The organism is Pseudomonas sp. LM13, assembly GCF_041381355.1.
Taxonomy (GTDB): domain Bacteria; phylum Pseudomonadota; class Gammaproteobacteria; order Pseudomonadales; family Pseudomonadaceae; genus Stutzerimonas; species Stutzerimonas frequens.
In genome coordinates this window covers 59,734-84,738 of sequence record NZ_JACBXH010000019.1, presented here as the reverse complement: position 1 = coordinate 84,738, position 25,005 = coordinate 59,734, and the positions used below count along the sequence as shown (strand labels likewise).

Below are 25,005 nucleotides of genomic sequence, written 5' to 3'. Positions count from 1 at the left end.
CTAGAGCTCTGCCTGGCACCTCGGCAACACCCGTGCGCTCAGGGCAATAACACCAGGCGATTGGGTAGTTCGTTGCGTTCGTGGGTCTTCGGCACGTGCTGCGCCAGCAGCGCACCGCTGGCCTCGACGCAGCCGAGGAAGCCTTCGAGCACCTGGCCCTGCTTCACCCGCTCGGTGAAGCAGGCGACGACAGACTCCCAGGCGGCATTGTCGATGCGGCTGGAGATGCCGCGGTCGACCAGAATTTCCACGTAGCGCTCGGCTTCGGAGACGAAGATCAGCACCCCAGTGTCGCCGTCGGTGTGATGCAGATTGAGTTCGATGAACTGCCGCCGCGCCAGGTTGCAGGCGCGCCAGTTGCGCACCGAACGCGGGATTAGATGGCTGGTCAGCGCCGGCATGCGGAACAGCACCGCGAGCACGATAAAGGTCGCCCACTGCACCAGCAGCAGCTGCCAGGCGCTCAGCCAGCCACTGAAGAACAGCAGCGCGCCGGGTAGCAGCAGCGCGATCAGGCCGGCCCACAGCAGCGGGATGTAGTGGTAGTCGTCGGCCTGCGCGGCCAGCACCGTGACCAGCTCGGCATCGGTGCTGCGCTCGACGCGCTCGATCGCTTCGGCTACCTGTTGCAGTTCGCTTTCGCTCAGTAAGGTCATCGTCTATCCATCATTGATTTACCAGCCGCCGGAAGCGCCACCGCCTCCGAAACCGCCGCCGCCCCCACCGAAGCCACCGCCTCCGAAGCCGCCACCGCCGCCCCGCCCCATACCACCAAGCAAGGCGCCCAGCAGCAAGGCACGACGACCGCCACCGCGGCCACCGCGCCCGCCGCCGATGACGAAAATTGCTACCAGCATGAGGAAGAAACCGAGAATCCCGAGGCCACCCGGTTGTTCCTGCGCCATCGGCATCACCGGCCGCAGCTCGGCCGGCAATGGGTCGCCGCCAAGCACGGTGATGATCGCCTCTGCACCCTCGGTGATGCCGGCGGTGAAGTCGCCGCGCTGGAACGCCGGCGCGATGATCCGGTTGATGATGACCGAGGACTGCGCATCGGTGAGCCGACCTTCCAGGCCGTAGCCGACTTCGATGCGAATCTTGCGATCATCGCGAGCGACGATCAGCAGCGCACCGTTATCCTCGCCCTCTTGGCCGATGCCCCAGGTACGGCCGAGCTCCAGACCGAATTCCTCGATGCTGCGCCCGCCCAGGTCCGGAACCGTAACAACGACAACCTGCTCACCGGTCGCCTGCTCGTGGCCGGCCAGCATGCTGGTCAGCCGCGCCTCGGCCTGGGTGTCGAGCAGCTCGGCACGATCGACCACGCGGCCGGTCAGCTCCGGGACCTCGACTTCCTGGGCGACGAGGTTACCGGCCCAGAGCAGCAGGATCAGCAGTAGCGAAAACCTGGAGGTCATTGAAACTGCACTTGTGGCGCTTGCTCGGCATTCTCGGCGGTAGCCTCGAAGTTCTCGCGAATCGGCATGTCGCTGTACATCAGCGTGTGCCAGATGCGGCCAGGGAAGGTGCGGATCTCGGTGTTATAGCGCTCTACCGCCGCGATGAAATCACGCCGGGCCACCGCAATGCGGTTCTCGGTGCCTTCGAGCTGCGATTGCAGGGCGAGGAAGTTCTGATTGGATTTGAGCTCCGGATAGCGCTCGGATACCGCCATCAGCCGGCTCAGGGCGCCGGTCAGCTGATTCTGCGCCTGTTGGAACTGCTGCAGCTTCTGCGGATCATCCAGGGTGCTGGCATCGACCTGAATCGACGTGGCCTTGGCCCGCGCTTCCACCACCGCGGTGAGGGTTTCCTGCTCCTGACGAGCGAAGCCCTTGACCGTTTCAACCAAGTTTGGAATCAGGTCGGCACGGCGCTGGTACTGGTTCTCAACCTGCGACCAGGCGGCCTTCACCTGCTCGTCATAGGTTGGGATGTTATTGATCCCGCAGCCGGCCAGAAGCCAGGACATGAGGACGACAACCGTCAGTTGCCAGGTGTAGCGAAAACGCTGCGTATGCATGATGCGCCTGTCCATTCTGTTAACCAGTACTCAGATAAGAATAGCCAAACGCCATAAGAGTTCAGGCCAGCAACGAACGAGCATGGCTGTGGTGCAAAAACGAGCTACAGCGTCCGCCAGGGGGCGCGCGCCAGCAGCGCCTTGCAACGGGTCTGCAGATGTTCGTGCAGCAACCGCACCGGCTTGCTCAACTGTGCGCGATGGGCGCAGAGCAGGTTCAAGGGCGCCGCCTCGCCGAGACAGTCTGGCAACAGCACCTGTAGACGGCCCGCGGCCACGTCGTCGGCGATGTCCAGCCAGGACTTGTAGGCCAGCCCACCGCCGGCCAGCGCCCAGCGCCGCACCACGTCGGCATCGTCACTGACCCGATCACCGCTGACCTGCACGGTGAGCGCCCGGCGTCCCTCCTGAAAGCACCAGCGATTATGCATGCGCCCGGCGAGCATGAAGCGCAGGCAGTTGTGCGCCTCCAGCTCGTCCAGCCGCTGCGGCGCACCGTGGCGCTGCAGGTAGGCAGGCGAGGCGCACAGCACCCGGCGGTTCTCGCCAGCGACCGGCAGCGCGACAAGGCTGGAATCCTCCGGCGCGCCATAGCGCAGGACCAGGTCCACCGGCTGGCGGAACAGATCGGTCAGCCCGTCGCCCAGCAGCAGGCGCACCTGCAACTGCGGATGGCTCGCCTGGAATTCGTCGAGCCAGGGCAGCAGCACGTTGCGCCCGAAGTCCGATGGCGCCGACAGCTGCAGCACACCGCTGATCGCCTCGCGCCCGCCAGCGAGCGCCTGGGCACCCTCCTGCAGGCTGGCCAGTGCTGCCCGGGCATGCACCAGATACGCCTCGCCCTCGGCGGTCAGGCGCAGGCTGCGGGTGGAGCGCACGAACAGTCGCGCGCCCAGGCTCGCCTCCAGGCGCTTCAAGGCCGCACTGGCCACCGCCGGCGACACGTCGAGCCCGCGCGCGGCCGCGGAAAGGCTACCGCTGTCGGCGGTGCGGACGAACAGCTGGAGGTCGTCGATACGCAGCATTTTCAAAATCCTGTTGAAAGAGCCTCGCTTATCACCCCGTTTTTCCGCCGAGTCAAATAGCTGAGCATGCCCTCCCAACCGAATCCATACGGAGCAACAGCATGAAAGCGGTCGCCTACTTCGAATCCCTCGCCATTGACGATCCCCGCGCGCTGCAGGACGTGGAACTGCCCGAGCCGGTACCCGGCCCGCGCGATCTGCTGGTGGAGGTGCGCGCCATTTCGGTCAACCCGGTGGATACCAAGGTACGCCGCAACACGCAGCCCGAGGGCGGTCAGCCGAAGGTGCTGGGCTGGGACGTCGCCGGTGTGGTCGTCGGGGTGGGCAGCGAAGTCAGCCTGTTCAAGGTCGGCGACGAGGTGTTCTACGCAGGCTCCATCGCCCGCGCCGGCGGCAACAGCGAACGCCATCTGGTGGACGAGCGCATCGTCGGGCGCAAGCCGCGGAGCCTGAGCTTTGCCGAGGCCGCCGCACTGCCGCTGACTGCCATCACCGCCTGGGAGCTGCTGTTCGAACGCCTGCAACTGGTGGAAGGCCAGGGCGCCGGGCAGCAGTTGCTGATCGTCGGTGCCGCCGGCGGCGTCGGTTCGATCATGCTGCAGCTGGCCCGTCAGCTCACGAAGGTCAGCGTGATCGCCACCGCCTCGCGCCCGGAAACCCAGGCCTGGGCGCGTGAACTGGGCGCGCATCATGTCATCGACCATAGCCAGCCGCTGCACGCCGAGCTGCAGCGCGCCGGTTTCGCCAGCGTCAGCCATGTCGCCAGCCTGACCCAGACCGATCAGCATTTCGATCAGCTGGTCGAGGCACTGACGCCCCAGGGCCGCCTGGCGCTGATCGACGATCCGGCCCAGCCGCTGGACGTGATGAAGCTCAAGCGCAAGAGTCTGTCGCTGCACTGGGAGCTGATGTTCACCCGCTCACTGTTCGAGACGCCGGACATGATCGAGCAGCACCACCTGCTGCAGCGCGTCAGCCAGCTGGTCGATCTGGGCGTGCTGCGCACCACCCTCGGCGAGCACTTCGGCACCATCAACGCGGCCAACCTGCGCCGCGCCCATGCCCTGCTGGAAAGCGGCAAGGCCAAGGGCAAGATCGTGCTGGAAGGCTTCTGAGCTAGATAGCCTCCACGCTAGATCACTCCGGCCGCGCGAAGGCCGGCGATCTGCTCGTCGTTCATGCCCAGCAGGCGCTGCAACAGCGCCTCGCTGTGCTCGCCGAGCAGCGGCGGCGGGTTGCGGTACGCCACTGGCGAAGCGGACAGCCGCAGCGGGCTGGCCACCTGCGGCACACGGCCGGCCAGCGGATGCGGCATATCGACATTCAGCCCGCGATGCTGCACCTGCGGGTCGGCGAACACCTGCGCCAGGTCGTTGATCGGCCCGCAGGGCACACCGGCCTGCTCCAGCGCACTGACCCATTCGGCCGTGGTGCGGAACACCGTGACCTGGCGGATCAGCGGAATCAGTTCGGCGCGATGGGCAACGCGCGCGCGATTGGTGGCGAAGCGGGCATCAGCCGCCCACTCGGGACGCCCGGCCACCTCGCAGAACTTGCGGAACTGACCGTCGTTGCCGACGGTGAGGATGATGTCGCCGTCGGCAGTGGGAAAATCCTGATAGGGCACGATGTTCGGATGGGCATTGCCCATGCGCCTGGGCGCCACGCCGGTGGTGAGATAGTTGAGCGCCTGGTTGCCGAGGCAGGCGACCTGCACGTCGAGCAGCGCCGTGTCGATATGCTGGCCCTCGCCGCTGCGTTCGCGATGTGCCAGCGCAGCGAGCACGCCAACGGTGGCGTACAGGCCGGTGAGGATATCGGTCAGCGCCACGCCGACCTTCACCGGCCCGGCGCCCTCCTCCGCATCGCTGCGCCCGGTCAGGCTCATCAGCCCGCCGAGGCCCTGGATCATGAAGTCGTAGCCGGCACGTGTGGCGTAGGGGCCGTCCTGGCCGAAACCGGTAATCGAGCAGTAGATCAGCCGCGGATTGATCGCCTTCAGGCTTTCGTAATCCAACCCGTAGGCGGCCAGCCCGCCGACCTTGAAATTCTCCAGCAGCACATCGCACTGCGCCACCAGCTCGCGGATGATGCGCTGGCCCTCGGGCCGGGTGAAGTCGACGGTCAGCGACTGCTTGTTGCGGTTGGCGGTCAGGTAATAGGCCGCCTCCGAGGTGTTCTCGCCGTGCTGGTCCTTGAGATAGGGCGGGCCCCAATGGCGGGTATCGTCGCCCGTGCCAGGACGCTCGACCTTGATCACCTCGGCGCCGAGATCACCGAGGATCTGCCCGCACCAGGGCCCGGCGAGTACGCGCGACAGGTCGAGAACGCGGATATGGGACAGGGCGCCGGGCATGGACGAAACCTCGAAGCTCAAGTGAACGTAGGGTGGATCGGAGCGCGTAGCTGACGCTTCACCCATCCACCGTGCGTGGCCAACGGTGGATGAAAAGAGCGTCATCCACCCTACGGCGGCGTCAGAAGAACGCCTGGATACCGGTCTGCGCACGGCCGAGGATCAGCGCATGCACATCGTGGGTGCCCTCGTAGGTGTTCACCACCTCCAGGTTGACCAGGTGCCGGGCCACGCCGAACTCGTCGCTGATGCCATTGCCGCCCATCATGTCGCGCGCCATGCGCGCCACGTCGAGTGCCTTGCCGCAGCTGTTGCGCTTCATGATCGAGGTGATTTCCACCGCGGCGGTGCCCTCGTCCTTCATGCGGCCGAGGCGCAGGCAACCCTGCAGGGCCAGGCTGATCTCGGTCTGCATGTCGGCCAGCTTCTTCTGGATCAGCTGGTTGGCCGCCAGCGGCCGGCCGAACTGCTGGCGGTCGAGCACGTACTGGCGCGCGGTGTGCCAGCAGAACTCGGCGGCGCCCAGCGCGCCCCAGCTGATGCCGTAGCGGGCACTGTTCAGGCAGGTGAACGGGCCCTTCAGCCCGCGCACGTCGGGGAAGGCGTTCTCTTCCGGGCAGAACACGTTGTCCATGACGATCTCGCCGGTGATCGAGGCGCGCAGGCCAACCTTGCCGTGAATCGTCGGGGCGGACAGCCCTTCCCAGCCCTTTTCCAACACGAAGCCGCGAATCTCGCCGGCGTCATCCTTGGCCCAGACCACGAAGACATCGGCGATCGGGCTGTTGGTGATCCACATCTTGCTGCCGGACAGGCGATAGCCGCCGTCGACCTTTTTCGCCCGGGTGACCATCGAGCCCGGGTCGGAGCCGTGGTTCGGTTCGGTGAGACCGAAGCAGCCGATGTATTCGCCGCTGGCCAGCTTGGGCAGGTACTTCTGCCTGGTCGCCTCGTTGCCGAACTCGAAGATCGGCACCATCACCAGCGAGGACTGCACACTCATCATCGAGCGGTAGCCCGAATCGATGCGCTCGACTTCGCGGGCGATCAGGCCGTAGCACACGTAGTTCAGCCCGCTGCCGCCGTAGGCTTCGGGAATGGTCGCACCGAGCAGGCCGGTCTCGCCCATCTCGCGAAAGATCGCTGGATCGGTGCGCTCATGGCGGAAGGCTTCCAGCACCCGCGGCGCCAGCTTGTCGGCGGCGAACTGCGCGGCGCTGGCCTGCACCATGCGCTCTTCTTCGGTCAGCTGCTGGTTGAGCAGCAGCGGGTCGATCCAGTTGAAGCTTGCTTTGCCGGCCATTCGGGGCTCCTCTTGTTGTCTTCGGCACCGCGGGCGCGCGGGCGAGATGACCTGATCCTAGGCGCCGCAATGGCGCGTCGCAAACGAGGATTTCGCACCAAACTGTGCGTTTCGCTCACTCCGAGATAAGCTCCAGGTCCAATAGCAGGCTTATTCCGTGAGGTCTTTGCATAATGCGCCGCAAGATTCCCAGCACCGCCGCGCTGATCGCCTTCGAGGCCGCTGCCCGTCATGAGAGCTTCACCCGCGCGGCCGACGAGCTGGCACTGACCCAGAGCGCCATCTGCCGACAGATCGGCGGGCTGGAGGAATTCCTCGGCCTGGCGCTGTTCCGCCGTTCGCGGCGCGGCGTGAAGCTCACCGCCGCTGGCCAGTCCTACGCCCGCCGCATCGCCGCGCAGCTGGACGCGGTGGAGCGCGACACGCTGTCGGTGATGGGCCAGCAGGGCGCCATGAGCCTGGAGCTGGCCGTGGTGCCGACCTTCGGCACCCAGTGGCTGGTGCCGCGCCTCAGGCATTTCCAGGCGCTGCATCCGGAAATCACGGTGAACCTGACCAACCGCACCCGGCCCTTTCTCTTTGCCGATACCGAGTTCGATGCTGCCATCTACTTCGGCGATGCCGACTGGTCCGGTACCGAGGCGCACTACCTGATGCCCGAGGACCTGCAGCCAGTCTGCAGCCCCGCCCTGCTGCGCGACGGTCAGCCGTTCACGACCCAGGCCCTGGCCGAACTGCCGCTGCTGCAGCAGACCACCCGGCCCTATGCCTGGCGCCAGTGGTTCGATTCGCTGGGGCTGAAAGTCGCTCGCGACATGACCGGCCCGCGGCTGGAGCTGTTCTCCATGCTGGCGCAGGCGGCCGAGCACGGCATGGGAGTAGCGCTGATCCCGCCGTTCCTGATCCAGCGGGAACTGGCCGAGGGGCGGCTGGTGCTGGCGCATCCCCACGCCTATCGCAGCGAGACGCGGGCGTACTACCTGATGATTCCCGAGCGCAAGGTGGAGTCGGCGGGGCTGGTGGCGTTTCGGGACTGGCTGAAGGATGAGGCGAGGGTTTGGAGGGGGCAGGCTCCTAACAAACTCATTGCCGCCCCAAGAGAATCAGGCAGCTAACCTTAATAGGCAGCCACTTATGGCCGTGCCGCCACGACAGGCTCAGGAATAAAGCCTTCGGCCGTCAACGTACGAATGACGCCCCGAAGCAGGTAGTTGTTCGTGAAGCCCAGGGTGTACTGACGGGAGTTGGGCTGAATCGGGACCAGCATTCGTCTGTCAACCAACTTCTTGATTTGATAGGTCCTTTGCGGCCCGTTCAGGTCAGGCATCGCATCCGCTAGGTCTCCAGACTTCGCCACTCCGCTGTCAGTGTCCAGAAGTCGACGAAGAATTGAGTGCTCCTGGCCGGTGATGTGTTCTCTCTCACGAGAGAAGGCAAGTGCCGGCTGCAGGATTCTGGCTTTAAGGTAGCCATAGTCACACAGCCGATCGAGCTTGCTCAGCTCTGTGAGGATGCCCTGGAGTACATAGATGCACCACCGTTCCAGACCTAGCTGTGTACCGCGATCAGCCTCGCCCAGCATCTCGTAGTAACGCTCACGATCATTGCAGAACACTGCAGTGGGGTTCAGCAGTCGACCGCCGGCGGAGACATCGAATCCGTACTTGATGAGCATCAGGTACGTCAACAAACGAACCACCCGGCCATTGCCATTGGCAAACGGGTGAATCCATCCGAATCGGTGGTGCGCAAGCGCCACTTTCATAAGGTGATACTTCTGCGGATCGTGAGCATTTATGAACGCCACCAACTCATCCATGTACCCAGCAACTTGCACGGCGTCCGGCGGAAGGTGCTTCGATTGCGCAATGCGAACCTGGGTCGTCCTGAACTGACCGGGATTCCGGTCTCCCTCTCTGTCGAGCCCCCCTACGGTAATGGCGTGCAATTCTCGAATGAGATGGAGGCTGACGTCGTCTCCTTCCTTGAAATGTTGCTCGATGAAGCTCATAGCTCTCTCGATGTTGGAGATTTCGCGCAGTTGATCGGTAGCCGTGTCATCTCCCTCCATCTTGCTTTCAACGTAATCAGCGAGAGTTGTGTGGTTGCCTTCAATGCGGGCAGACCCAAGGCTTTCCAAGATGTGGAAAACATTCTTGAGTTGGAAGAAAAGGCTTGCTGGAGTCGTACCCGCCAGCCTGTAGCGGCGTAGGTGCTCCAGCTCATTCAGGACATCGACAAGTGGTGAGTCGAAGGCTGGATTGAGGAGGGCCAAGTCGTGATGAGTGAAATCCGGCATGTTGAAAATCTCCAACCCGCTCAACAATTAAGTCGACACAATGCCACGCAAACCCGCAAAAATACTAGACAAGGCCGAGATTCAACCCACACCACAAGTCAACTCATGCATTCAGCGAACTTAAATTTGAGTTACGACCAAGTCAAAGCTGATCCGCTCAGGCATGGACGCCCTACGCGGTTTTCCACCCTACGGTTCTTGGCCGGACATGAGAAGGTGACGCGGCAGGGTCACTTCTTCTTACGAGGCTTCAGGTACTTCATCAACCCCTGAAACCACATCACCAGCGCCGGATTCCCCTGGATCTGGATGTCCTTGTTCTGAATCCCCTGCATGAACGCCAGCTGCTTGTTCTTCGCCGTCATGGTGGCGAAGCCATAGGCGGCATCCTTGAACCCCAGGGAGAAAGCCGGCTCGCTCGCAGGACCGCGCTTGCTGGTGACGCGCTGGTTCTTCACCACGAAATGCCGGGCGACCTTGCCGTCCAGAGTGTGCAGCTGGAAGCTCAGGTCCTTGTCGCCCAGCTGCTGCTGGAACTCGGGATTGGTGCGGCTGGCCTTGGCCATCAGGCGGCCCAGCATCCAAAGCAGAAAGCGGAATTTCATGACGTGTAGTCCCGACCGGTACGAGAGGAAGGCCGCATTGTAGTGGCTTGATCGGCGGGGGGAAGGACGGGTACGAACGGGTCTGGGGCGGACCGGCTGGTCAGGTTTACCCGGAGCCGATCGGCTCCGGGTCGGCGCAGCGTCAGTTGACGGCGTCTTTGAGCATCTTGCCCGGTTTGAACGCGACGGTATTGCTGGCCTTGATGGTTACCGGTTGCCCGGTCTGCGGGTTTTTCCCGGTGCGGGCACCACGGTGGCGCTGAACGAAGGTGCCGAAACCAACCAGGGTCACGCTGTCCTTGCGGTTCAGCGCGTTGGTGATTTCATCCAGCACGGCGTTGAGTACGCGATTGGCCTGGTCCTTGGACAGATCGGCCTTCTCGGCAATGGCTGCGGCGAGTTCCGGTTTACGCATTGGGAGCCTCTGAGACGTTTTTGTTGTTGTGTCCGTACTGTTCACAAGAACAGCGCTAAAGGCGCTGCAACAGCTCTAGGCTGGGGCAGACCCATGGAGAATGGCACGGCGCTAGCACCTGCGCCAGTCCCTGTAGGCGGCTCGCCAGCTCAGCCGGGGGACTTTAGCGACAGAATTTGCGGTAGTTCCGCCAGCACCGGCGGCAGCTGCTTGTTCAGCGCCAGCCGCTCCTGCACCGCGGCGCCGGTCAGCGCATAGCCGAGCAACTGCCCGGAAGGCCCGAGATAGAGCGCTTTCACATCATTAGCCTGGGCTTCCACGGTCCACGAGCCGGCGCTACCGGTGGCAGGCACGGAGACCACCACAGGGCACGCTGGGGTCTTCACGGTGACCGGCATAGGGCCGTAACTGACAAAGGTAGGATTGCCAAACAGCGTTTTAGCCAGGGAGCGGGCGCCGGCCATCAGCGGCATCACGTAGAGCAGGTTGAGTCCCTCCACTTCGGCGCAGTCGCCGAGGGCGTAGACGTGTTCCGCCGAGGTCTTGAGCAGGCGATCGACGACGATGCCGCGCTTGACCTCGAGCCCCGCCTCGGCGGCCAGCTCGGTACGCGGGCGCAGGCCGACCGCACTGACCACCAGATCGCAGGCCCGCTGCGAGCCGTCGGACAGGGTCGCCTGCAGAGCGTCGGCGGTGCGCTCAAGACGCTCTAGCGTGAAGCCCAGGTGAAAGCGCGCGCCGATGCCCTCCAGGCCGCGCTGAACCGCCTCGGCGGCCTGCAGCGGCAGCAGGCCGGGCATGACCTGCTCGCTGGGAGCAACCAGATCGACCTCGTGGCCGCCCTGCAGCAGGTCGTTGGCAAACTCGCAGCCGATCAGCCCGGCGCCGAGGATCAGCACGCGGCGTTTGCCGGCGGCAGCGGCACGGAAGCGTCCATAGTCGTGCAGGTCGTTGATCGGGAAAATGGCGTCGGCGGCATCGCCTGCGACTGGTACTTGGATCGTCTGCGCGCCCCAGGCCAGCACCAGATCGCGGTACGGCACCGGCTCGTTGCCGATCCAGACGCGGCGGTGCGCCGGGTCCAGACGGGTGACGCGGGTGTGCGTGCGAATCTCTGCGTTCAGCTGTTCGGCCATGGCCCCGGCGGTGGCCATGCCCAGGCTGTCGGCGTCCTTGTTGGCGGCGAAACCGGTGGACAGCAACGGTTTGGAATAGGAACGACCGTCGTCCGCGGTGATCAGCAACAGCGGCGTCTGCGGGTCCAGCTTGCGGAACTCGCGCGCCAGGTTGTAGCCGGCCAGGCCGGTGCCGATGATGACTACGGGTGCGCTCACGTCATGTCCTCGTTTGATGGGTTGGCGAAACGGGATCAGCCGATGGCGATCATTTCGAAATCGAGCTTGCCGACGCCGCAGTCGGGGCAGACCCAGTCTTCCGGCACGTCTTCCCAGGCCGTCCCGGGGGCGATGCCCTCTTCCGGTACGCCCAGCGCTTCGTCATAGATGTAGCCGCACACCACACATTGCCATTTCTTCATGATCAACCTCGACGGTTATCGACTGCGACGCACGCTATACCAGAACGATGCGCCGTACCAACTGCACAAATGAAAACGGGCGGCCTGGGCCGCCCGTCACGCTACCGCCAGGCTTAGCCTGCGGCACCCACCAGCGGATCGCCGATGCCCATCACGTAGAACCCGATCAGGCCGATGCTGCCAGCCAGGATGAGGTAGTACAGGGTCGGCAGCATGGTCTTGCGCAGGGTGATCCCTTCGCGACCGAGCAGGCCGACGGTGGCCGAGGCCGCCACTACGTTGTGGATGGCGATCATGTTGCCCGCCGCCGCACCGACCGACTGCAGCGCCACCATCAGCGCACCGGACAGCCCCAGCAGGCCCGCGGTGTTGAACTGGAACTGCGACAGCATCAGGTTGGACACGGTGTTGGAGCCGGCGATGAAGGCGCCCAGCGCACCGACCGCCGGGGCGAAGAACGGATAGACCGAGCCCACGCTGTTGGCCACCAGCTGCGCCATGGCCACCGGCATGGACACCAGGTCGGAGCCGTTGACGCCCGAGTTGATCAGGATCCGCACCATGGGAATGGTGAAGATCAGCACGAAGCCTGCGCCGAGCAGGGTCTTGCTCGACTCGGAGATCGCCGCGCCCAGTTCCCGCGCGCTCATGCGATGCAGGAAGAAGGTGATCAGCACCACGATGCAGAGAATGCCACCAGGCAGGTACAGCGGCTCCAGCGTGCCGGAGACGCCGGTCTCACCGAGAATGTCCTTCCAGCCGAACGATAGCGACATCAGCAGCGCCTTGAAGTCCGGGAACACCCGCGAGGCCACCAGCAACGCGGCCAGGATCAGGTACGGCGCCCAGGCGATCGGCACGGAAATCGGCGTCTTGCCGGCGACGTCCTCGATCTTCATCTCGATCTTGCCCATCCACTCGGATGGCCACTCGCTTGCCGGCGCAAAATCCCAGCTGTCCTTCGGCAGCAGGAAACCGGCCTTGGCCGCGGGCACGACGATGGCCAGACCGACCAGCGCACCGATCATCGACGGGAATTCCGGCCCGAGGAACACACCGGCCGCCGCGTACGGAATGACGAAGGCCAGACCGGTGAACACCGCGAACGGCGCAATCGCCAGACCTTCGGTCCAGGATTTGTTGCGGCCGAAGTAGCGGGTCATGATGCTGACCATGATCAGCGGCATGAGAATTCCGCACAGCGCGTGGATGATCGCCACCCGCGAGAAGATCAGGTGGAAGAACACATCCCAGTTACTGCCCACCACCGCCAGCTGCTCGCTGATGCCGGTCTTGTCCAGGCCGGCACCGACACCCACCAGAATCGGCGTGCCCACCGCACCGAAGGACACCGGCGTGGACTGCACCATCATCCCCATCACCACCGCCGCCAACGCCGGGAAGCCCAGCGCCACCATCAGCGGTGCCGCCACCGCCGCTGGCGTACCGAAGCCCGAGGCCCCCTCGATGAAGCAGCCGAACAGCCAGGCGACGATCAGCACCTGGACACGACGGTCAGGGCTGACGTTGGAGAAGCCACGCCGAATCGAACTGATCCCCCCGGAATGTTTCAGCGTGTTGAGCAGCAGGATCGCACCGAAGATGATCCAGAGGATCGCCGCGGTGAGGATCAGGCCCTGGAAGGTCGAGGCGATGACCCGGTTGAGGGTCATGTCCCAGGCCAGCAGGCCGATCAGCGCAGTGAGGACGAAAACCAGCGGCATGGCGTACTTGGCCGGCCAGCGAAAGCCGATCAGCAGCACACCCGCCAGCACCAGCGGCACGAAGGCCAGGATGGACAGTAGTGTTTGACTCATTTGTTGGGTCCCTGCGTTTTTTGTTGTGAACCACTTCTATTGTGTCCGGGCGTGCCCGGTGCTTCGCATGAAGCGCAGCCACGCGGTGCGCTTCCCGACGGCCCGGCCGAAGCCGTGCCGCTCATGCTCGAAAGCCCCGGGCGCCGTTGGACGCCTGGGGCTCCTGTCCTCACCGCGGGGGCCGAACCTCCGGCCGCAAGCGGTTCCCCCTGTTCATCAGCCCTGGGCGGCCTTGAAGCGCTGGCGCCACTGGTGCAGCAGCGGCTCGGTATAACCGGACGGCTGCTCGCGGCCCTTGAACACCAGATCGGACGCCGCCTGGAAGGCGATCGACTGAGTGTAGTCGCTGGACATGGCGCGATAGAGCGGATCGCCGGCATTCTGCTGGTCGACCACCTTGGCCATGCGCTCCAGGGTTTCCTGCACCTGCTCGCGGCTGACCACGCCGTGGTGCAGCCAGTTGGCGATGTGCTGGCTGGAGATGCGCAGGGTGGCGCGGTCTTCCATCAAGCCGACGTTGTGGATGTCCGGCACCTTGGAGCAACCGACGCCCTGCTCGACCCAGCGCACCACGTAGCCGAGGATGCCCTGGCAGTTGTTGTCCAGCTCCTGCTGCTTCTCCTCCGCGCTCCACTTGTCTTCGGCGACCACCGGGATGGTCAGCAGATCGTTGAGCAGCTGCTCGCGCTCGGCGGCCAGGTCGACCTTTTCCAGCTCGCTCTGCACCGCCTGCACGTCGACCTGGTGATAGTGCAGCGCATGCAGGGTGGCACCGGTCGGCGACGGGACCCAGGCGGTGTTGGCGCCGGACTTCGGATGGCCGATCTTCTGCTCGAGCATGGCCGCCATCAGGTCCGGCATGGCCCACATGCCCTTGCCGATCTGCGCCTTGCCGCGCAGGCCGCAGGCCAGACCGACCAGCACGTTGTTGCGCTCGTAGGACTGGATCCACGGGGTGGACTTCATGTCGCCCTTGCGCAGCACCGGGCCGGCTTCCATGCAGGTGTGCATCTCGTCACCGGTACGGTCGAGGAAGCCGGTGTTGATGAACGCCACGCGGTGCTTGGCCGCGGCGATGCAGGCCTTGAGGTTGGCGCTGGTGCGTCGCTCCTCGTCCATGATGCCCATCTTCAGGGTGTAGCGCGGCACGTCGATCAGGTCTTCGACACGAGCGAACAGCTCGTCGGCGAAGGCGACTTCCTTCGGCCCGTGCATCTTCGGCTTGACGATGTAGAAGCTGCCGGTGCGCGAGTTGCCCTTGCGCTTCAAGTCATGCTTGGCGATCAGGCTGGTGAACACGCCATCCATGATGCCTTCGGGAATCTCGCGGCCGTCTTCCAGCAGGATCGCCGGGTTGGTCATCAGATGGCCGACGTTACGGATGAACAGCAGCGAGCGGCCGTGCAGTTTCAGCTCGCCGCCATTGGGCGCGCTGTATTCGCGGTCCGGGTTGAGGCGGCGGACGAAGCTCGAACTGCCCTTGGCCACTTCCTCGCTGAGGGTGCCCTGCACGATACCCAGCCAGTTGCGGTAGGCCAGCACCTTGTCGTCGGCATCCACCGCGGCGACCGAATCTTCGCAGTCGAGAATGGTGGAAACCGCGGACTCGATCAGCAGGTCCTTCACGCCGGCGGCATCGGTCTGGCCGATCGGGCTGTTCGGGTCGATCTGGATCTCGATGTGTAGGCCGTTGTTCTTCAGCAGCACGGCCTTCGGCTCGACCGCTTCGCCCTGGAAGCCGACGAATTTCTCCGGCTGCTTGAGGCCGGTGACGCTGCCGTTCTCCAGAGTGACCTTGAGCTGGCCATCCTGCACGCGGTAGGCGGTGGCGTCGGCATGGCTGCCTTCGGCCAGCGGCGCGGCCTGGTCGAGGAAGTTGCGTGCGTAGGCGATGACCTTGGCGCCACGGACTTCGTTGTAGCCCGGGCCCTTCTGCGCGCCGCCCTCTTCGGAGATGGCGTCGGTGCCGTAGAGCGCGTCATACAGCGAGCCCCAGCGGGCGTTGGCCGCGTTCAGCGCATAGCGCGCGTTCATGATCGGCACCACCAGCTGCGGACCGGCCTGGGTGGCGATCTCGCTGTCGACGTTGGCGGTCTCGATCTTCACCTCGCCCGGCACCGGCAGCAGGTAGCCGATGGATTCGAGGAAGGCGCGGTAGGCCGCCATGTCCTTGATCGGACCCGGGTTGGCCTTGTGCCAGGCGTCCAGCTCGAGCTGCATGCGGTCGCGCTCGGCGAGCAGCTCGCGGTTCTTCGGCGCCAGGTCGTGGACCAGGGTGTCCAGGCCCTGCCAGAAGGCGGCGGCTTCGATACCGGTGCCCGGCAGGACTTCGTCTTCGATGAAACGCTGCAGATTGGCCGCGACTTGCAGGCGGCCCAGGGTTACACGCTCGGTCATCTGTCGTTCTCCTTGTCTGTTCAGTTGGCCAGGGCGGCGACGCCGGCCTTGGCGATCTGGGCGTCCTGCGCGGCGGTCACGCCGGATACGCCGACCGAACCGATGACGTGGCCGTCGACCACCACCGGCACGCCACCCTCCAGCGAGCAGACCACCGGCGCGGAGAGGAAGGCAGTGCGGCCGTTGTTGACCATGTCTTCATAGCCCTTGGTTTCGCGGCGACCGAGGGCCGAGCTGCGGGCCTTCTCGGTGGCGATGTAGGAGGCGATCGGCGCGCAGCCGTCCAGACGCTCCAGCGCCAGCGGATGGCCGCCGTCGTCGGCGACGACGATGGTCACGGCCCAGCCGTTGGCCTGCGCTTCGGCACGGGCGGCGGCGAGGATGGTGGCGACTTCGGTCTGGCTCAGTACGGCTTTGCTTTTCATCTCGATTCTCCTGTTCTCATGTTCCAGTTGTTCGTGCGTGGCGTTACGTGACGCTCGCGATCCAGTTCCCGTAGGGTGGGCTTCAGCCCACCGAAGGTGCCCCAGCTGCATGCTGGTGGGCTGAAGCCCAACCCTACGGCCGAGGCTCACCTACGGTTACTGCATCGATTCCTCGACCACTTCGATCCAGTGCTTGACCGGCGTGCGGCCGGCGCCATCGAGGTGGGTCTGGCAACCGATGTTGGCGGTGACGATCACTTCCGGCTTGCCGCTCTCCAGCGCGTTGAGCTTGTTGTCGCGCAGCTGGTGGGAAATCTCCGGCTGGGTGATCGAATAGCTGCCGGCCGAGCCGCAGCACAGGTGCGCATCGGGCACCGCAGTGAGCTGGTAGCCCAGACGGGTGAGCACGTCTTCGACAGCGCCGCCGAGCTTCTGTGCGTGCTGCAGGGTGCACGGGCAATGGAAGGCCATGCGCTTGTCGGCGCGCACGTCGAGCTTTTCCAGCTCGGCGCTGCGCAGCACCTCGACCAGATCCTTGGCCAGCTCGCTGACCCGTGCGGCCTTGGCCGCGTAGGCCGGGTCGTCCTTGAGCAGATGGCCGTATTCCTTGACGAAGGCGCCGCAGCCGCTGGCGGTCTGCACGATAGCTTCGGCACCCGCCTCGATGGCCGGCCACCAGGCGTCGATGTTGCGTCGTGCGCGATCGAGGCCGGCATCCTGCGCGTTGAGGTGGTAATCCACCGCGCCGCAGCAGCCGGCTTCGCGCGCCGGGCTGACGCTGATGCCCAGGCGGTCGAGCACGCGCGCGGCGGCGGCGTTGGTATTCGGCGACAGGCTCGGCTGCACGCAACCCTCGAGCATCAGCACGCGACGCTGGAGCATGACCTGCGGGCGCGGTTTGGCCGGGCGAATCTCGCGCGGCAGGTGGTCCTTCAGCGAGGCCGGCATCAGCGGCTTGAGCGCATTGCCGGTACCGAGCAGCGCCTTGAACAGCCCCGGACGCGGGATCACCGTGCGCAGGCCGCCGCGCACCAGGCGCTCGCTCAGCGGGCGCTGCACCTGGCGTTCGATGAAGTCACGGCCGATGTCCAGCAGGTTGTGGTACTTCACCCCGGACGGGCAGGTGGTCTCGCAGTTGCGGCAGGTCAGGCAGCGATCCAGGTGCAGCTGGGTGCTCTCGGTCACCTCACCGCCTTCGAACATCTGCTTCATCAGGTAGATGCGCCCGCGCGGGCCGTCCAGCTCGTCACCGAGCAGCTGGTAGGTCGGGCAGGTGGCGTTGCAGAAGCCACAGTGCACGCAGGAGCGCAGAATGCTTTCGGCTTCCTCGGCGCGCGGCAGTTTTTTCGCGGCTTCGCTCAGATTCGTTTGCATACGTCGTCAGACCTCGGAATACATGCGGCCGGGGTTGAAGATCCCCTGCGGGTCCAGCGCGGCCTTGAGCTGGCGGTGGTAGCGCAAGAGCGGCGCCGACAGCGGCTGGAACGGCTCGGCGGCACCGGCGGTGAAACAGGTGGCATGGCCGCCGACTTCGGCAGCGATGGCGCGGATGCTTGCGGCGTCGGCCTCGGACTTCAGCCAGCGCTGGGCACCGGCCCAGTCCACCAGCTGGTCGCCCGGCAACGCCACGGCTGGCGTGTTGTTCGGCAGCGACAGGCGCCATAGCGGGCGCGGGTCGGCGAAGAACGCCAGGCGCTGCTCGCGCAGCTCGTTCCAGTAGCCAGGGTCGAGATCCTCGCCGCCAATGCGCTCGCGCGCGGCATTGACCGACCCTTCGCCACCTTCCAGGCGCAGGTAAAGGGCCTTGCCGTCATGGCTGGCGGCGCTGATCGGTACCGGCTGCTGGCCCCATTCGGCGAGCTTGAGCAGCGCGCGGTCGAGGTCGATTTCCAGACGCAGGCTGGTGCACAGGCGTGGCTTGGGCAGCACCTTGAGCGAGACTTCGGTAAGCACGCCGAGGCAGCCGAAGCTGCCGGCCATCAGGCGCGACAGGTCATAGCCGGCGACGTTCTTCATCACCTCGCCACCAAAACGCAGGTGCTTGCCCTGGCCGGTGATGACCCGCGAGCCGAGCACGAAGTCGCGCACCGAACCGCTCCACGGCCGACGCGGCCCGGACAGCCCGGCAGCGATCATGCCGCCAACAGTGGCGGCCTCACCGAAGTGCGGCGGTTCGCAGGGCAGCATTTGCCCGGCTTCGTCCAGCGTCGCCTCGAGTTCGGCGAGCGGCGTGCCGGCGCGCGCTGTCACTACCAGCTCGGTGGGGTCGTAGCTGACGATGCCGCGGTGCTCGCGCACGTCGAGCAGTTGGCCCTCGACCGCACGGCCGAGAAAGGCCTTGCTGCCGCTGCCCTGGATGCGCAGCGGGGTCTTGGCGGCGAGTGCCTGGTTGACCTGGTCCAGCAACTGCGCGCTGGCGTCGTTGGCAATTACGGACATCAGAAACGCTCCAGTTCAGGAAAAGGCAGCTGGCCGTTGTGGATGTGCATGCGGCCGAATTCGGCGCAGCGATGCAGGGTCGGGATGTTCTTGCCCGGATTGAGCAGACCGCTCGGGTCGAACGCCGCCTTGACCGCGTGGAACAGCGTCAGCTCATCGGCGTTGAACTGCGAACACATCTGGTTGATCTTCTCGCGGCCGACGCCGTGCTCGCCGGTGATGCTGCCGCCTACCTTCACGCACAACTCGAGAATCTTGCCGCCCAGGTCTTCGGCGCGCTCCAGCTCACCGGGCTGGTTGGCATCGAAGAGGATCAGCGGGTGCATGTTGCCGTCGCCGGCGTGGAATACGTTGGCCACGCGCAGGCCGAACTGCTCGGACAGATCGGAAATGCCCTTGAGCACGCCCGGCAGCTCGCGCCGCGGGATGGTGCCGTCCATGCAGTAGTAATCCGGCGAGATACGTCCAACCGCCGGGAAGGCGTTCTTGCGCCCGGCCCAGAAGCGCACGCGCTCGGCCTCGTCCTTGGCCAGGCGCACTTCGGTGGCGCCGGCCAGCTTGAGCACCTCGCTGACGCGCGCGCAGTCGTCGTGCACGTCGGCTTCCACGCCATCCAGCTCGCAGAGCAGGATCGCCTCGGCATCCACCGGGTAGCCGGCGTGGATGAAGTCCTCGGCGGCGCGGATCGACAGGTTGTCCATCATTTCCAGGCCACCGGGGATGATGCCGGCGGCGATGATGTCACCCACCGCACGACCGGCCTTTTCCACCGAGTCGAAGGCGGCCAGCAGCACCTTGGCCACCTGCGGCTTGGGCAGCAGTTTGACCGTCACTTCGGTGACGATGCCGAGCATGCCCTCGGAACCGGTGAACAGCGCCAGCAGGTCGAAGCCCGGCGAGTCCAGGGCATCGGAGCCGAGCGTCATGCGCTCGCCCTCGACAGTGAGAATCTCCACCTTGAGCAGGTTGTGCACGGTCAGCCCGTATTTCAGGCAGTGCACGCCACCGGCGTTCTCGGCGACGTTGCCGCCGATGGAACAGGCGATCTGCGACGAAGGGTCCGGTGCGTAATACAGATCGAAGGGAGCCGCGGCCTGGGAGATCGCCAGGTTGCGTACACCGGGCTGGACGCGGGCGAAACGACCAGCCGGGTCCACTTCGAGAATCTTGTTGAAGCGCGCCATGACCAGCAGGATGCCCTGCTCCAGCGGCAGCGCACCGCCGGACAGCCCCGTACCGGCGCCGCGGGCGACCACCGGCACGCCACGCTGGTGGCAGAGCTTGAGCAGTCTTTCGACCTGATCGACGCGCTCGGGCAGCACCACCAGCAGCGGCGTGGTGCGATAGGCGGACAGCCCGTCGCACTCGTAGGGTTTGAGGTCTTCGCTGCGGTGAAGAATGTCCAGATCGGGCAGCTGCGCCTGCAGCTCGGCCAGCAAGGCGGCCTTGTCGACCTTGGGCAACGCACCATCGACGCGTTCGTCGTAGAGAATGTTCATGGCAGGTTCCGCTTTCGTGGGTCACCGTCAGCACGGGCAGCTGCGGTGCAATGACGCATCTTTAGCGCCGATGGGTCCTGGCCGTCCATGCCCGCGACAACTGGTCCTACCAGTTTTTTGTAGTTAGCCAGGAAAAAGCACTACCTGATGGCCGTCTATCCCTCGCGATTAGGCGCTTCCTGCCATCAAGGGTAAACTTCGCACCAACTGGTCCTACCAGCTGGTGAACTGGCATGTCGAACGAACCCAACAATGATCGCCGTCAAGTCGCCGACGTGGTTGCCGAACGCATCGAGCGACTGATCGTCGACGGCGTGCTCAAGGTCGGCCAGGCACTGCCCTCCGAGCGGCGCCTGTGCGAAAAGCTCGGCATCTCGCGCTCGGCGCTGCGCGAGGGTCTGCGTGTGTTGCGCGGGCGCGGCATCATCGAGACCTCCCAGGGCCGCGGCTCCTTCGTCGCCGAACTGTCCGGCAACCACGACACCAGCCCGCTGATGCACCTGTTCAACTCGCAACCGCGCACCCTCTACGACTTGCTGGAGGTGCGTGCGCTGCTCGAAGGCGAGTCGGCGCGACTGGCGGCGCTGCGCGGCACCGACGCGGATTTCGTCCTGCTGCGCCGGCGCTACGAGGAAATGCTCGCCGCGCATGCCGATGGCGAGGGCGCCGACCCGCGCGAACATGCGCGCCTGGACCATGCGTTTCACCTGGCCATCTGCGAGGCCTCGCACAACCCGGTGCTGGTGCACACGCTGCAGTCGCTGACCGACCTGATGCTCAGCACCGTATTCGCCTCGGTGAACAACCTCTATCACCGCCCGGCGCAGAAACGGCAGATCGACCGCCAGCACTCGCGGCTCTACCACGCGGTGATCGAACGCCTGCCGGAACAGGCACAACGTGCCGCGCGCGACCATATCCACGGCATTCGCGACAATCTCAAGGAGATCGAGCAGGAGGAACAGCGCCTGGTGCGCGCCACCATGCGCCTGGAAGGCTGGACCTGAAATCCTGTAGGGCCTGCCGCAAGGGCCTACAAGCGACGCGAAGGCCGCATTGTCGCGCGCAGCCTGCAGCGGCCAGGGCGCGTGCTAGACTCGCCGCTCTTTTCGCTATGCCCGAACGCGCCGTGTCCGAATTCCTAGACTGGCTGAGTGCCGATCAGTTGCCCGCCCCCCTCGCTCCCGCCCTGCACGACTGGCTGTACGTCGACAAGGGCTCGCTGACCCGCCGCCTGACCGAGCTGGCCGATGGCGCCTTCAGCGTGATTCCGCTGCATCAGGCCTGGCAGCCGCTGCGCGCCGACGAATGCCTGGCGCTCGGCGTTCCGGCAGAGAGCGAGGGCTGGGTACGCGAGGTCTACCTGTGCGGACATGAGCAACCCTGGGTCTTCGCCCGCAGCGTCGCCCCCCGCGCCCAGCTGGAAGCCGCCGGACTGGACCTGCAAAGCCTGGGTAATCGCTCCCTCGGCGAGCTGCTGTTCAGCGACCCGGCGTTCGCCCGCGGGCAACTCGAAGCCTGCCACTACCCGCCGCAATGGCTGCCACAGGCGCAGCGTGTCGACGGTCTCTGGGCACGGCGCTCGTGCTTCCGCCAGAATCGACTCGGCGTGCTGGTCGCCGAGGTGTTCCTGCCCGCGCTGTGGCGGGCCGCCGCCGTCACGCCCTGAGCGAACCGCTGCATGTCCCCCTTCGCCAAGGAGAGCCGCTGATGTATTCGAAGTTGCTGCAATCGTGCAATCGCCTGCACCCGCGTTCCAGGGATTTCATCCAGCTGATGCGCCTGGACCGGCCCATCGGCACCTACCTGCTGCTCTGGCCGACGCTGTGGGCGCTGTGGATCGCCGCCGAAGGCGTGCCGAGCGCGAAGAACCTGTTCATCTTCATCACCGGCGTGATCCTCATGCGCGCCGCCGGCTGCGTGATCAACGACTTCGCCGACCGCAACTTCGACGGTCATGTGCAACGCACCCAGACGCGCCCCATGGCCACCGGCAAGATCAGCTCGCGCGAGGCCTGGACGCTGTTTGCCATCCTGGTGGGGCTGAGTTTCGTGCTGGTGCTGCTGACCAACGCGACCACCGTTTACCTGTCCTTCGGCGCGCTGGCGCTGGCCGCCTGCTACCCCTTCATGAAGCGCTACACCTTCTACCCGCAGGTGGTGCTCGGCGCGGCCTTCTCCTGGGGCATGCCGATGGCCTTCACCGCCGAGACCGGCAGTCTGCCGCCGGAAGCCTGGTTGCTGTTCATCGCCAACCTGCTGTGGACAGTGGCCTACGACACCTACTACGCCATGGCCGATCGCGAGGACGACCTGAGGATCGGCATCAAGTCCACCGCCATCCTCTTCGGCGAAGCCGACCGCATTATCATCGTCACCCTGCAGGGCCTGGCGCTGTTCTGCCTGATCCTCGCCGGGGTGCGCTTCGAGCTCGGTCAGTGGTTTCACCTGGGGCTGGTGGTCGCCGCTGGCTGCTTCGCCTGGGAATACTGGAAGACCGCCTCGCGCAAGCCGCAGGCCTGCTTCAAGGCGTTCCTGCACAATCACCGGGCGGGGCTGGCGATTCTCGCGGGTATCGTGCTGGATTACGCGACGAAAGCTTGAGCAAAACGCCAGCACTGAGGGCGATCGCTCTTGCGCGGGTTGCCGTCTGTCTGTCACATGCCTGCAATAATTCCGTTATCTAATGCCGGACGACAAGAACGGACCCGAGGCTTGACCATGAATGGCAAGAGCATACTGATCGTCGATGACGAGGCGCCGATCCGGGAGATGATCGTCGTCGCCCTGGAAATGGCCGGCTACGAATGCCTCGAGGCGGAAAACACGCAGCAGGCCCATGCGCTGATCATCGACCGCCAGCCTGACCTGATCCTGCTGGACTGGATGCTGCCCGGCACTTCTGGCATCGAACTGGCCCGCCGGCTCAAGCGCGACGAGCTGACCGCCGACACGCCGATCATCATGCTCACCGCCAAGGGTGAAGAGGACAACAAGATCCAGGGCCTGGAAGTCGGTGCCGACGACTACATCACCAAGCCGTTCTCCCCGCGCGAACTGGTGGCCCGGCTGAAGGCCGTGCTGCGCCGCGCAGCGCCGGTAGACAGCGAGTCGCCGATCGAAATCGGCGGCCTGTTGCTCGATCCAGTCAGTCACCGCGTCACCATCGACGGCAAACCGGCCGAAATGGGCCCCACCGAATACCGTCTGCTGCAGTTCTTCATGACCCACCAGGAACGCGCCTACACCCGCAGCCAGCTGCTCGATCAGGTCTGGGGCGGCAATGTCTATGTCGAGGAGCGCACCGTCGACGTGCACATCCGCCGCCTGCGCAAGGCCCTCGGCGAGGCCTACGAGAACCTGGTGCAGACGGTGCGCGGCACCGGCTATCGTTTCTCCAGCAAGAGCTGAGTGCGCCGGGTAACCATGCGTTCCGGCCCACACACCATTATCGCCACCAGCGGGGAGTGCATCGGTTGAATCAGGACTGGCAAGGAGCCCTCGTGCGTCGCCTGCTGCTTCTGCTGGGCGGCTGCCTGCTGCTGGGCCTGATCACCGGCGAGTACGCCTGGGCATTGGTCATCGGCCTGAGCGGCTACCTGGCCTGGACGCTGCGCCAGCTGTTGCGCCTGCAGCGCTGGCTGCGGCGCAGCGACCCCGACGAACCGCCGCCGGATTCGGCCGGGATCTGGGGTGACGTGTTCGACAACCTCTACCAATTGCAGCGCCGCGACCTGCGCCTGCGCGGCCAGCTGCAGAGCATCATCGATCGGGTGCAGGGCTCGACCGCAGCGCTGAAGGACGCGGTCATCATGCTCGATAGCGACGGCAACCTGGAGTGGTGGAACCTCGCCGCCAACCGGCTGCTGGGCCTGAAGAAACCGCAGGACTCCGGCCATCCCATCACCAATCTGGTGCGTCATCCGGCGTTCAAGGAGTACTTCGACAGCGGCAGCTACGATCAGCCCCTCGAACTGGCCTCGCCAGTGGATGACCGCATCCGCCTGCAGTTCAACATCACCCGCTACGGCAACCGCGAGCACCTGCTGCTGGTCCGTGATGTCACCCGACTGCATCAGCTGGAGCAGATGCGCAAGGACTTCGTCGCCAATGTCTCGCACGAGCTGCGCACGCCCCTGACGGTCATCGCCGGCTACCTGGAAACCATGCTGGAGAGCGCCGAGGCGGTGAGTCCGCGCTGGCTGCGCGCGCTGCAGCAGATGAACCAGCAGGCGGGCCGCATGCAGCACCTGCTCAACGACCTGCTGTTGCTGGCACGCCTGGAAGCCAGCAGCCGGCCCGCCGACAGCCAGCCGGTGGCGGTGGCGCTGCTGCTGCAGTCGATCGTCAGCGATGCGCGGGCGCTGTCGGGTGCGCGCGGCCACCTGATCAGCCTGGACGCAGCCCCGGAGCTGCAGCTCAAAGGTAGCGAGACCGAACTGCGCAGTGCCTTCTCCAACCTGGTATTCAACGCCGTGAAATATACGCCCGACGGCGGCACCATTCATGTTCGCTGGTGGAGCGACGAGGCCGGTGCGCACCTGAGCGTCGAGGACAGCGGTATCGGCATCGAGCAAAAGCACCTGCCGCGCCTGACCGAACGCTTCTACCGCGTCGACTCCAGTCGCGCCAGCAGCACCGGCGGAACGGGTCTGGGCCTTGCCATCGTCAAGCACGTGCTGTTACGTCATCAGGGACGCCTGAATATCACCAGCATTCCCGGTCGGGGCAGCTGCTTCTCCTGTCACTTCCCGCATGGGCAGGCGGTGGTTCGCTAAGCCACGCCGCCGCGGAAAGTCTCGCTCGGGCGCTTGAAAAGCCGACGCGCCGCCTCCATCCTGTCGCGACATTGGCTACCAGACCCC

The 25,005-nt window shown here is 65.3% G+C and carries 24 protein-coding genes; 7 read left to right on the top strand and 17 right to left on the bottom strand.

The features are described 5' to 3' along the window. Positions 1-38: 38 nt before the first annotated feature. The 4 genes from HZR81_RS13605 to vimR form a co-directional block, all read right to left on the bottom strand. The gene (locus HZR81_RS13605) at positions 39-656 is read right to left on the bottom strand and encodes a TPM domain-containing protein (protein ID WP_500128423.1); all 618 of its coding nucleotides are present in this window, start codon (positions 654-656) and stop codon (positions 39-41) included. A gap of 18 nt (positions 657-674) precedes the next feature. Then, positions 675-1,418, bottom strand: a complete 744-nt coding sequence (locus HZR81_RS13600) for a TPM domain-containing protein (protein WP_500128421.1) — start codon at positions 1,416-1,418, stop codon at positions 675-677. After that, the gene (locus HZR81_RS13595; protein WP_063539686.1) at positions 1,415-2,023 is read right to left on the bottom strand and encodes a LemA family protein; all 609 of its coding nucleotides are present in this window, start codon (positions 2,021-2,023) and stop codon (positions 1,415-1,417) included. The genes HZR81_RS13600 and HZR81_RS13595 overlap by 4 nt, the downstream gene beginning before the upstream one ends. A gap of 104 nt (positions 2,024-2,127) precedes the next feature. After that, positions 2,128-3,048 (bottom strand): transcription regulator VimR, encoded by a 921-nt coding sequence (gene vimR / locus HZR81_RS13590; RefSeq protein WP_500128419.1) that lies wholly within the window; start codon positions 3,046-3,048, stop codon positions 2,128-2,130. 101 nt (positions 3,049-3,149) lie between these two features. On the opposite strand from vimR, the gene HZR81_RS13585 reads away from it, so the two are divergent. Continuing rightward, positions 3,150-4,163: a zinc-binding alcohol dehydrogenase family protein gene (locus HZR81_RS13585; RefSeq protein ID WP_045633266.1), complete on the top strand. Its 1,014-nt coding sequence runs from the start codon at positions 3,150-3,152 to the stop codon at positions 4,161-4,163. A 17-nt stretch (positions 4,164-4,180) separates the two neighbouring features. Here the strand turns inward: HZR81_RS13585 and HZR81_RS13580 are convergent, their stop codons facing one another. Both HZR81_RS13580 and HZR81_RS13575 read right to left on the bottom strand, forming a co-directional pair. After that, positions 4,181-5,404, bottom strand: coding sequence for a CaiB/BaiF CoA transferase family protein (locus HZR81_RS13580; RefSeq protein ID WP_218422569.1), 1,224 nt, complete (start codon positions 5,402-5,404; stop codon positions 4,181-4,183). Between the two features lie 121 nt (positions 5,405-5,525). Further along, entirely contained in the window at positions 5,526-6,707 is a 1,182-nt protein-coding gene (locus tag HZR81_RS13575) for an acyl-CoA dehydrogenase (protein ID WP_500128415.1), read from the bottom strand. Positions 6,708-6,880: 173 nt separating this feature from the next. Between HZR81_RS13575 and HZR81_RS13570 the strand changes: the two genes are divergently transcribed. Then, a complete protein-coding gene (locus HZR81_RS13570; protein ID WP_500128413.1) occupies positions 6,881-7,822 on the top strand; it encodes a LysR family transcriptional regulator in 942 nt (313 codons plus the stop codon). Positions 7,823-7,839: 17 nt separating this feature from the next. Here the strand turns inward: HZR81_RS13570 and HZR81_RS13565 are convergent, their stop codons facing one another. The 11 genes from HZR81_RS13565 to glcD all read right to left on the bottom strand — a co-directional run bounded on the left by HZR81_RS13565 (position 7,840) and on the right by glcD (position 20,140). Next, entirely contained in the window at positions 7,840-9,006 is a 1,167-nt protein-coding gene (locus tag HZR81_RS13565; RefSeq protein WP_125868732.1) for a Fic family protein, read from the bottom strand. Positions 9,007-9,236: 230 nt separating this feature from the next. Next, a complete protein-coding gene (locus HZR81_RS13560; RefSeq protein ID WP_041015218.1) occupies positions 9,237-9,611 on the bottom strand; it encodes an SCP2 sterol-binding domain-containing protein in 375 nt (124 codons plus the stop codon). Positions 9,612-9,753: 142 nt separating this feature from the next. Then, positions 9,754-10,026 carry an HU family DNA-binding protein gene (locus tag HZR81_RS13555; RefSeq protein ID WP_003283322.1) on the bottom strand — a complete coding sequence of 91 codons (273 nt, stop codon included), beginning with the start codon at positions 10,024-10,026 and terminating at the stop codon, positions 9,754-9,756. A gap of 149 nt (positions 10,027-10,175) precedes the next feature. Then, a complete protein-coding gene (locus tag HZR81_RS13550) occupies positions 10,176-11,360 on the bottom strand; it encodes an NAD(P)/FAD-dependent oxidoreductase (RefSeq protein WP_500128409.1) in 1,185 nt (394 codons plus the stop codon). A 35-nt stretch (positions 11,361-11,395) separates the two neighbouring features. Beyond that, positions 11,396-11,563 (bottom strand): rubredoxin, encoded by a 168-nt coding sequence (rd, locus tag HZR81_RS13545; RefSeq protein ID WP_014595645.1) that lies wholly within the window; start codon positions 11,561-11,563, stop codon positions 11,396-11,398. Positions 11,564-11,676: 113 nt separating this feature from the next. Further along, the gene (locus HZR81_RS13540) at positions 11,677-13,380 is read right to left on the bottom strand and encodes an L-lactate permease (protein WP_500128406.1); all 1,704 of its coding nucleotides are present in this window, start codon (positions 13,378-13,380) and stop codon (positions 11,677-11,679) included. A 216-nt stretch (positions 13,381-13,596) separates the two neighbouring features. Then, a complete protein-coding gene (locus HZR81_RS13535; RefSeq protein ID WP_500128404.1) occupies positions 13,597-15,777 on the bottom strand; it encodes a malate synthase G in 2,181 nt (726 codons plus the stop codon). A 20-nt stretch (positions 15,778-15,797) separates the two neighbouring features. Further along, positions 15,798-16,202, bottom strand: coding sequence for a heme-binding protein (locus HZR81_RS13530; protein WP_011911670.1), 405 nt, complete (start codon positions 16,200-16,202; stop codon positions 15,798-15,800). 156 nt (positions 16,203-16,358) lie between these two features. Beyond that, entirely contained in the window at positions 16,359-17,576 is a 1,218-nt protein-coding gene (glcF, locus tag HZR81_RS13525) for a glycolate oxidase subunit GlcF (RefSeq protein WP_500128402.1), read from the bottom strand. Positions 17,577-17,582: 6 nt separating this feature from the next. Continuing rightward, positions 17,583-18,641 (bottom strand): glycolate oxidase subunit GlcE, encoded by a 1,059-nt coding sequence (gene glcE, locus HZR81_RS13520; RefSeq protein ID WP_500128400.1) that lies wholly within the window; start codon positions 18,639-18,641, stop codon positions 17,583-17,585. Continuing rightward, on the bottom strand, positions 18,641-20,140 hold the full coding sequence (gene glcD, locus HZR81_RS13515) for a glycolate oxidase subunit GlcD (protein ID WP_500128398.1): 1,500 nt from the start codon (positions 20,138-20,140) through the stop codon (positions 18,641-18,643). Before glcD ends, glcE begins: the two co-directional genes overlap by 1 nt. A gap of 233 nt (positions 20,141-20,373) precedes the next feature. Here glcD and glcC point away from each other — a divergent pair, with 233 nt between their 5' ends. From glcC to phoR, 5 genes are all read left to right on the top strand, one after another. Beyond that, the gene (gene glcC / locus HZR81_RS13510; RefSeq protein ID WP_500128396.1) at positions 20,374-21,147 is read left to right on the top strand and encodes a transcriptional regulator GlcC; all 774 of its coding nucleotides are present in this window, start codon (positions 20,374-20,376) and stop codon (positions 21,145-21,147) included. A gap of 107 nt (positions 21,148-21,254) precedes the next feature. Continuing rightward, positions 21,255-21,809, top strand: coding sequence for a chorismate--pyruvate lyase family protein (locus tag HZR81_RS13505; RefSeq protein ID WP_500128395.1), 555 nt, complete (start codon positions 21,255-21,257; stop codon positions 21,807-21,809). Between the two features lie 41 nt (positions 21,810-21,850). Then, positions 21,851-22,744 (top strand): 4-hydroxybenzoate octaprenyltransferase, encoded by an 894-nt coding sequence (gene ubiA / locus HZR81_RS13500; protein ID WP_500128392.1) that lies wholly within the window; start codon positions 21,851-21,853, stop codon positions 22,742-22,744. A 117-nt stretch (positions 22,745-22,861) separates the two neighbouring features. Beyond that, entirely contained in the window at positions 22,862-23,551 is a 690-nt protein-coding gene (gene phoB, locus HZR81_RS13495) for a phosphate regulon transcriptional regulator PhoB (protein WP_500128391.1), read from the top strand. Positions 23,552-23,616: 65 nt separating this feature from the next. Next, a complete protein-coding gene (phoR, locus tag HZR81_RS13490; RefSeq protein ID WP_500128389.1) occupies positions 23,617-24,918 on the top strand; it encodes a phosphate regulon sensor histidine kinase PhoR in 1,302 nt (433 codons plus the stop codon). The last annotated feature ends 87 nt before the right edge of the window (positions 24,919-25,005 follow it).